General features: G+C 70.9%; 6 protein-coding genes. 3 read left to right on the forward strand and 3 right to left on the reverse strand.

Features of this window, described 5'->3' with window-relative positions; translation table 11 throughout:
- Nucleotides 1-9: 9 nt before the first annotated feature.
- A complete protein-coding gene (locus ACFC1I_RS19105) occupies nucleotides 10-1,539 on the forward strand; it encodes a DUF222 domain-containing protein (protein WP_376013075.1) in 1,530 nt (509 codons plus the stop codon).
- Nucleotides 1,540-1,640: 101 nt separating this feature from the next.
- Here the strand turns inward: ACFC1I_RS19105 and ACFC1I_RS19110 are convergent, their stop codons facing one another.
- Together ACFC1I_RS19110 and ACFC1I_RS19115 are read right to left on the reverse strand one after the other, a co-directional pair.
- Nucleotides 1,641-3,371, reverse strand: coding sequence for a cation:proton antiporter (locus ACFC1I_RS19110; RefSeq protein WP_376013077.1), 1,731 nt, complete (start codon nucleotides 3,369-3,371; stop codon nucleotides 1,641-1,643).
- An 85-nt stretch (nucleotides 3,372-3,456) separates the two neighbouring features.
- Nucleotides 3,457-4,479, reverse strand: a complete 1,023-nt coding sequence (locus ACFC1I_RS19115; RefSeq protein ID WP_376013080.1) for a helix-turn-helix transcriptional regulator — start codon at nucleotides 4,477-4,479, stop codon at nucleotides 3,457-3,459.
- A 61-nt stretch (nucleotides 4,480-4,540) separates the two neighbouring features.
- Here ACFC1I_RS19115 and ACFC1I_RS19120 point away from each other — a divergent pair, with 61 nt between their 5' ends.
- Nucleotides 4,541-5,596, forward strand: a complete 1,056-nt coding sequence (locus ACFC1I_RS19120) for an ATP-binding cassette domain-containing protein (protein WP_376013083.1) — start codon at nucleotides 4,541-4,543, stop codon at nucleotides 5,594-5,596.
- The gene (locus ACFC1I_RS19125) at nucleotides 5,596-6,390 is read left to right on the forward strand and encodes an ABC transporter permease (RefSeq protein ID WP_376013085.1); all 795 of its coding nucleotides are present in this window, start codon (nucleotides 5,596-5,598) and stop codon (nucleotides 6,388-6,390) included. Before ACFC1I_RS19120 ends, ACFC1I_RS19125 begins: the two co-directional genes overlap by 1 nt.
- Before the next feature lie 67 nt (nucleotides 6,391-6,457).
- Here the strand turns inward: ACFC1I_RS19125 and ACFC1I_RS19130 are convergent, their stop codons facing one another.
- Entirely contained in the window at nucleotides 6,458-7,750 is a 1,293-nt protein-coding gene (locus ACFC1I_RS19130; RefSeq protein ID WP_376013088.1) for a diguanylate cyclase, read from the reverse strand.
- Nucleotides 7,751-7,903 lie beyond the last annotated feature (153 nt).

Genomic DNA, 7,903 nt, shown 5'->3' on the forward strand with positions numbered 1-7,903 from the left:
CCTCCCCAGGTGGCCGGTTCTCCCGCACTTTCGGAGTTGTCCACAGAACCTTTGCTGATCTGCTGTTTTGTGGTGTGTCCGATGTCGGAGGCTGTCAGCAGAATGGGGGGTATGAACTTCCCGCTGGCCGACCTTGAGGGCGTCGCCGATCTGCTCGGCGACACGCTCTGTGGGGCGCTGGGCGGTCAGGCGCAGCGGGGGTTGTCGCACCGCGCGCTGATCGATGCGTTGGGGGTGGTGGAGCGGCTGGGGCGGGTGGTGGATGCTGCGCGGCTGGCGTTGGCCGGTGAGGTCGGGCGTCGTGCCGACTCCGAGTTCGGTGACGATGCCATCACCCGGCAGTTCGGGGTCGGGTCGGCGCAGGAGCTGGTGGAACGCAGCACGCTGGTGTCGGCGGCGACGGCGCGGGCGCGGTTGCGGGATGCGAAGGCGATCACGGGGCGGGTGACGTTGACGGGGCAGACCCGTCCGGCGCCGCTCGAGCATGCGCGTGCGGCGTCAGCGGCGGGCCGGTTGAGCGCGGACGCGTTGACGACGATCGTCGACGCGCTGCGGCCGTTGCTGGGGCGGTGCGGGGTCGAACAGATCGAGGTGGCCGAGCTCGAGCTCGTCGCCGCCGCCGTCGGGGACGCGGGGGCGCCGGCGTGTGGGATCCATGAGTTGAAGATCATGGCGACGACGTGGGCGCTGTTCCTGGACCCGGACGGCACGCTGCCCGATGAGGAGTACGCGCAGCGGGCGCGGGGGATCCGGATCGGCCGCCGGTCGTATCGTGGGCTGCGGCGGATCTCCGGTGATGTCACCGAGGTCGTCGCGGCGCAGTTCGACCGGCTCATCGACGCGCACCTGAACCCGCGGGTACAGGAGCGTGGGCCGCGGTTCGCCGACCCGGCGGCCGAGGATGGCGCATCCGGTGAGGCGCAGGAGCGGGTGCTGGATCCCCGCACCGTGGATCAGAAGCGGCACGACGCGTTCGCGTCGATCCTGTCCGCGGCGGCGGGCGCCGCCGCGACGCCGACGCTGGGCGGTGCCGCGCCGACGCTGATCGTGACGACCACCGCACACGACCTGGCAGACCCGGGCGGGGTCGCGTTCGTGGAGAGCGCGGGCGGGCCGGTGCCGGTGCCGGCAGCGGTGGCCCGGCATGCCGGCTGTCACGGCACGATCCACCGGCTTACCCTCGCCGAGAACGGGGCGATCACGCAGCTGCAGGTCGAGGACCGGGTGTTCAACCATTGGCAGCGCAAGGCGATCGGCGCCCGCGACGGCGGCTGCATCACCCCCGCCTGCACGGTGCCCGCGGCGTGGTGCGAAGTGCATCACGTCGTCGACTGGGCGCGGGGCGGGCCGACCACGGTCGACAACGGCGTGCTGCTCTGCTGGTACCACCACCACGGGCTCGAGGCCAGCGGGTGGGAGATCCGCATGGTCGACGGCATGCCACAGCTGCGACCGCCGAGCTGGATCGACCCGCAACGACGATGGCGCGGACCCAACCGGCTCCTCCGCCACGAACTCGCACACGCCAAACCCGCATAACCCGCCCCGACCCGGCAACCCCCACCCCACCCACGCCCCGCGCCCCAGTGGGTGACGCCGAAGTGCCCCGCGACGAGCGGAGAACGTTCGTGGCGAGAGGGTCAGTGGTCGCCGGTCTGGCGTGACAGGCGGGTCTCCTCGAGGTCGAGCACGGCTTGCGCCTCGGCCAGCACCCGCGAGGAGAAGACGCCCTGCGCTCGCAGTTCCAGCAGGCGCTCCCGTTCGGCCTCGACCACGGCGAGGCGCACCTCGCGATACCGCTGATGCGGCATCTCGCCCGGTTTGCGCACGACGTGCGCCCGCTCCCAGGCGGCCTCGGTACTGAGGAACGAAGCCTGTCTCACGCGTTCGATGACATCGGGGTCGATCGGGGCGGTGGTGGCGGCCTCGGTCTCGATCGTGTCCAGTGTCTGCAGGCCGACGTTGCTGATGTCTTCGAGGAGGGACGCGAGCTCTTTGCGGTCTTCCTGCGCGTCGATGCCCTGCACCTTCAGCATGCGGATGACCCACGGCAGCGTGCCGCCCTGCACGACGATGCTCACCACCGCCACGGTGAACGCGATGAGGATCAGCTGCGGGCGATACGGGGTGTCTTCGGGCAGCGACTGTGCGGCGGCCAGCGTCACCACTCCGCGCATGCCCGACCAGCCGAGCACGACTCCGCCGCGCCAGTCGATGTGCTGCTGGCGCTGCTGCTCCAGGTCGGCGCGTCGGCGGTCGTAGTCGCGCTCGAGACGATCGCGGACGCGGGCCTGTCGCGCGGTGCCGACCGGGTGGCTGCGGTAGTACTGCAGGGCGAGGAGAGCGTGGTACGTGCGCTTCTCGGTGCGCTCTTCGCGCCTGCCGAGGAAGTAGACGAGCGGGCCGATCCACAGGAAGCGGATCACGATGAGGGCCGCGGTCGCCAGCAGGCCGATGAGGATCGCGTCGCCGGCGCTGAGCACCGTCGGGTCGACGTGGTCCACGAGAGTGCGGATCTCGAGGCCGATGAGGAGGAAGACCCCGTTCTCGAGCAGGAACTGGATCGTGCGCCAGTTGATGCGGTCGCTGATCCTCGACTGCGCGGTGAACTTCGTGGGGGCCGCGTGTCCGGTGTAGAGGCCGGCGACGACGACCGCCATCACACCCGATGCGCCGACCGCCTCGGCCGGCGCGAACGCGACGAACGGAACCGCGATCGACAGGGCCGTATCGAGCACGGGATCGTTCAGCTTCGAGCGCACGAACACGGTGACGTAGCCGGCGACGAGGCCGATCCCGACGGCGACGACGACGGCGTAGGCGAAGTCGACGACTCCGGCCCACGGTGTCGTGAGGCCGCCGACCGCCGCGGCGGCGACGGCCGAGCGCAGCAGCACGAGAGCCGTCGCGTCGTTGAGCAGGCCCTCGCCCTCGAGCACCGTGAGCAGCCGCGGCGGCAGCCCCACGCGCCGGCCGATGGAGGTCGCCGCCACCGCGTCGGGCGGGCTGATGATGGCGCCGAGCGCGATCGCCGCCGCCAGGTTGAGGTCCGGCAGCAGCGAGTACAGCAGGAAGCCCGCGACGAACGCGGTCACGATCACCAGCACGACCGACAGGCTCGCGATCGACCCCGCATTCCGGCGGAAGTCGGTGATCGGCACGCTGATTGCCGCGGCGTACAGGATCGGCGGCAGCACCCCGTCGAGGATGATCTCGTGGGGCAGCTCGATGTCGGGCACGCCCGGCAGATACGACAGCCCCACCCCCACCACCACGAGGATGATCGGCGCCGCGACTCCGAGCTTCTTGGAGAACGCGGCGACCGCCACGATGACCGCCACGGCGATGACCGCGTAGATCCCCAGCTCCATGGGCACAGCCTATTGAGCCACTGTCCGGTTGGTGGGTCGTCTCTCGAAGCGAAACGGGAGGGATGCCGCGAGCCCTCGAGCCGCGCTACGCCGGCAGCTGGCGCTCCCGGGCCAGCGCCCGCTCCGGCGGCACCGGAGGTGACGGCGCATCGAGGGCCCGCAGCATCCGTTCCAGCGTCTCCCGAAGTTCCTCGCGCGCCGGCGAGGGAAGGTCCGTCGTGTACTCGACGCCGGCGGGGATCCAGGTCAGGCCGTACATCGTCTCGCGGAAGTCCGCCCCGCCCACCGGCCACCGCGTGCGGGACTCGTCCTCGGCGGTCGCCCCCTGCCCCCACTGCCCGAAGTACTCGCGCATCCGGTCCAGCGGCAGTTCCATCACGGCATCGGCCTCGACCGCCTGCCGCACCCATGAGCGGGCGACGAAGATGAACTCCTCGATCTGTTCCGGTGTGAGCGGCTTCGGCTCGAAGAGCACGCGCGTGTGTGCGACATCCGCCAGGCGATCCACGCGGAAGGTGCGCCAGTCCTCGCGCTCGAGGTCCCAGCAGAGCAGATACCAGTGCCGGTCGGCGGGCGCGAGGGCGTGCGGCTCGACGCGGCGGTGCGTGACCTCGCCCGAGGCTGCCGTGTACGTGAAGCGCACGCGCTCGTGGTCGCGGGTGGCGAGGGCCAGCTCGCCGAGCACCTCGCCCGATACGGCGGCGCCGGCGTTGAGTCCGGCGGGCTGCACCGCCTCGGCCAGCGCGGCGACGCGACGGCGCAGCGGCGCGGGCAGCACCTGCTCGAGCTTCGCGAGCGCGGTGATGGTCGTCTCGGGCCCGCTGACGAGCCGTTGGGATGCCGCGACCCGCAGCCCGATCGCCATCGCCACCGCCTCTTCGTCAGTGAGCAGCAACGGCGGCACGGCGCTGCCCGCCTCGAGCCGGTAGCCGCCCGCCGCACCCGGAATCGACTCGATGCGGTAGCCGAGCTCGCGCAGCCGCTCGACGTCGCGCCGCACCGTGCGCTCGGTGACGCCCAGCCGCCCGGCCAACTCGGAGCCGGGCCAGTGCCGGTGCGTCTGCAGCAGGTTGAGGAGCGAGAGGGCTCGGGTCGTGGTGTCGGACATGCGAAAAGAATCTCATGCATCGCGGACAAGATCTGTCCGCATCCGCTCGTAGCTTGGCGGCATGGCGAACGAATCGATCATCCAAGCGCAGGGACTCACCAAGCGCTTCACTGTGAAAGGCAAGACCGTCGAGGCCGTCACCGACCTCGCGTTCGAGGTGGCGCGCGGCGAGCTCGTGGCCTTCCTCGGACCCAACGGCGCCGGCAAATCGACCAGCCTGCGTATGCTCACGACCCTCATCCCGCCGACCTCGGGCACGGCGCGGGTCGTCGGGTTCGACATCCTGAAGCAGCCCGCCGAGGTGCGCGCCCGCATCGGCTACGTCGGCCAGCTCACGAGCGGCAGCTTCTCGCAGCGGGCGCGCGATGAGCTGCTCAGCCAGGGCGCCTTCTACGGCATGTCGAAGGCGGCCGCCCGCACACGGGCCGACGAGCTCATCGAATCGCTCGACCTCTCGGGCTTCGCGACCCGGTCGGTGCAGCAGCTGTCGGGCGGACAGAAGCGCCGGCTCGACGTCGCGCTCGGGCTCATGCACGCGCCGCCGCTGCTGTTCCTCGACGAGCCGTCCACCGGACTCGACCCGCAGAGCCGCGCCAACCTCTGGCAGCACATCATCGACCTGCGCGCGCAGTACGGCACGACCGTCTTCCTCACGACGCATTACCTCGAGGAGGCCGACCGCTACGCCGAGCGCGTCATGGTCATGGACAAGGGCCGCGTGATCGCCGACGACACCGCGACCCGGCTGAAGGCGGAGCTCGCGGGCGACGTGCTCACCTTCGGCTTCGCGAGCGACACGGATGCTGCGGCCGCCGTCGCCGTGGTGCAGCAGCTCACCGATCGCGACGTGCGGCGGGTCGGGGCATCCGTCGTCCTCACGGTCCCGGAAGGCGACGCGCTGCTGCCCGCCGCCGTGCGCGCGCTCGACGCGGCAGGGCTCACGGTGCGGACCGCGACCGGCGTGCCGCCGACGCTCGACGACGTGTTCCTCGCGCTCACGGGCCGCACGCTGCGCGAGGCGGGCGAAGGGGAGGGCGAACCGGAAGAGAACACGGCGGACGCGGAGGACGCAGCATCCGTCACCGAACAGGTGACCCAGACGACAGGAGCGAAGTGATGACCACTCAGATCGAGACCCGGCCCGACACCGCGGTGCGGGCGAACCCGGCGCGCGACACGTGGAACGTGCTGACGCGCGAGCTGAAGCCCGTGGTGCGCGACCCGTTCACGCTGATCTTCAGCCTTGTGCAGCCGCTGGTGTTCCTCGGGCTGTTCGCGCCGCTGCTGGTCGGCTCGTCGGGTGCGCCGGTGGGGGAGACCCTGCAGTGGTTCGTGCCGGGCGTGCTCGTGATGATCGTGCTGTTCGGCACCGGGGCTACCGGATCGAACCTGCAGTACGAGATGATGACGGGCTCGCACGAGCGCACGCTGGTGGCTCCGCTGGCGCGGTCGTCGCTGCTGGTCGGGCGGGCGCTCAAGGAGATCGCGCCGATCGTGGTGCAGGCGCTCATCATCGTGCTCATCGCGTGGCCGTTCGGCTTCACGATCAACGTTCCGGGCCTTGTGATCGGTCTCGCGCTGCTCGCCGTGTTCGGCGTCGGGCTCGGGTCGCTGTCGTACACGCTGGCGCTCAAGACCAAGGACCGCGAGTGGCTCTTCTGGGGCGTGCAGCAGACGCTGATCTTCCCGCTGCTGATCCTGTCGGGCATGCTGCTGCCGCTCGACGAAGGGCCGGCGTGGATGCGCGCGGTGTCGACCGTGAACCCGGTCAACTGGGTGGTGCAGGCCGAGCGCGCGCTGTTCGTCGGTGACCTCGGCGCCGTCGAGGTGCTGTGGGGCTGGATCGCCGCGATCGTGCTCGCCGTGATCGGGCTGGCCGTGGGGATCCGTGCGATGCGCAAGAGCAGCTGACGCGAGGATGGATGCCTCGGCCCGGCGTTCGTGCGCCGGGCCGAGGCATCCGTCGGGAGGGCCTGGGTCAGAGGCCGAGGACGGCGGGGGAAGGCACGTGGTGGGCGACGGCGACGCGGTCGCCGCCGGCCATCTTCGCCTCGTACATGGCGTGGTCGGCGGCGCGGATGAGCTGGTCCATCACGGGTGCGCCGTCGTTGCCCACCGTGACCACGCCGACGCTCGCCGTGATCGACAGCACCGGCGGCAGCTCGTCGTACGGCTCGGCGACGGCGGCGCGGATGCGGTCGGCGAGCGCCGCGGCGTCGCCGACGCTGTCGACCGCGGCGACGGCGATGAACTCGTCACCGCCGAATCGGCCCAGCACGTCGGTCTCGCGGATGACTCCGCGCAGCCGCTGACCGATCTCGCGCAGGAGCGCGTCGCCGGCGGCGTGACCGAGCAGGTCATTCACCGCCTTGAACCCGTCGAGGTCGATGAAGATGACCGTCAGCGCCGAGTAGTCCTGGAAGAGGGTGCGCGTGACGTCCTCCTCGATCAGGCGCCGGTTCGGCAGCCCGGTGACCTCGTCGTGCATCGCCGCGCGGCGCAGCGTGTCTTCGAGGCGGATGCGCGCGATCGCCTGCGCCGCCTGATTCGACAGCGCCTCGGCAAGTGGCACGGCCTCCTCGTCGAACTCGCGGGGGTGGTCGAAGAAGCAGACCATCGACCCGACCGCATCGCCGTGGGACCGCATCGGCGAGGCGATCGCCGCGTGCACGCCGCCCGCGCGGTAGATGTCGCTCATGCCGACGCCCGGCACGTAGGCGTCGGCGTCTTCGGGGGAGCGCACGATCAGCACCTGGCCGCCGAGCATGGTCACCGTCCCGGCCGGCCGGATGCCCGGTGGCCAGTAGGCGGCGAGCGGGTTGACGCCGGCGACCTGGAACAGCCCCTCCGGGCTGCTGATGTGCACGCTCACCGCGCTCGCGGCGAACGCGCGCTGCGCGACGTCCACCAAGAGCTCGGCCGCGTCTTCCTCGGTGCGGACATTGCCGAAGCCGACCGCGGCGTTGAGCAGGATCTGCAGTCGCTGCCGGCCGCGTTCGGTCTTCGCCTCGGCGCCCTGGAAGCCCAGATTGAACGACGAGCGCGTCGACACGTCGTAGACGGCGATGCGCTCCACCCCGCAGTCGTCCTCGCCGAGCGAGCCGACCACGACGGGGCGGACGACTCCCGAGACGCCGTGGAGAGTGGCATCGGTCGGGCGCTGCCCGGCGGCGTCGGCCAGGGGCATGCGCAGCGTGAGCAGCGACTCGAGGGGCTTTCCGACCGCGTCCTCGCGGTCGCAGCTCAGCCACTCGAGAATCTGCGGATTCACGTCGAGAATCGTCGACTGGTGGTCGACGGCGATCAGCCCGCAGATGGCGAGATCTAGCTGTGATGTCCAGGCAGGTTGTTGAGTCTGCTGAAGGGTGCGGCTCCGATTGCGGAGTGTCGCCTGTGGTGATTGTAGAAGTGGATCCAGCCGGGT

Origin of the sequence: Microbacterium sp. NPDC056044 (assembly GCF_042267145.1) — a bacterium.
In the GTDB taxonomy this organism is placed as follows: Bacteria; Actinomycetota; Actinomycetes; order Actinomycetales; family Microbacteriaceae; genus Microbacterium.

Excerpts from the sequence above, each read along its gene's own strand:
- ACFC1I_RS19110 (WP_376013077.1), bottom strand. The coding sequence starts at position 3,371 with ATGGAGCTGGGGATCTACGCGGTCATCGCCGTGGCGGTCATCGTGGCG.
- ACFC1I_RS19115 (WP_376013080.1), bottom strand. The coding sequence starts at position 4,479 with ATGTCCGACACCACGACCCGAGCCCTCTCGCTCCTCAACCTGCTGCAG.
- ACFC1I_RS19125 (WP_376013085.1), top strand. The coding sequence starts at position 5,596 with ATGACCACTCAGATCGAGACCCGGCCCGACACCGCGGTGCGGGCGAAC.
- ACFC1I_RS19120 (WP_376013083.1), top strand. The coding sequence starts at position 4,541 with ATGGCGAACGAATCGATCATCCAAGCGCAGGGACTCACCAAGCGCTTC.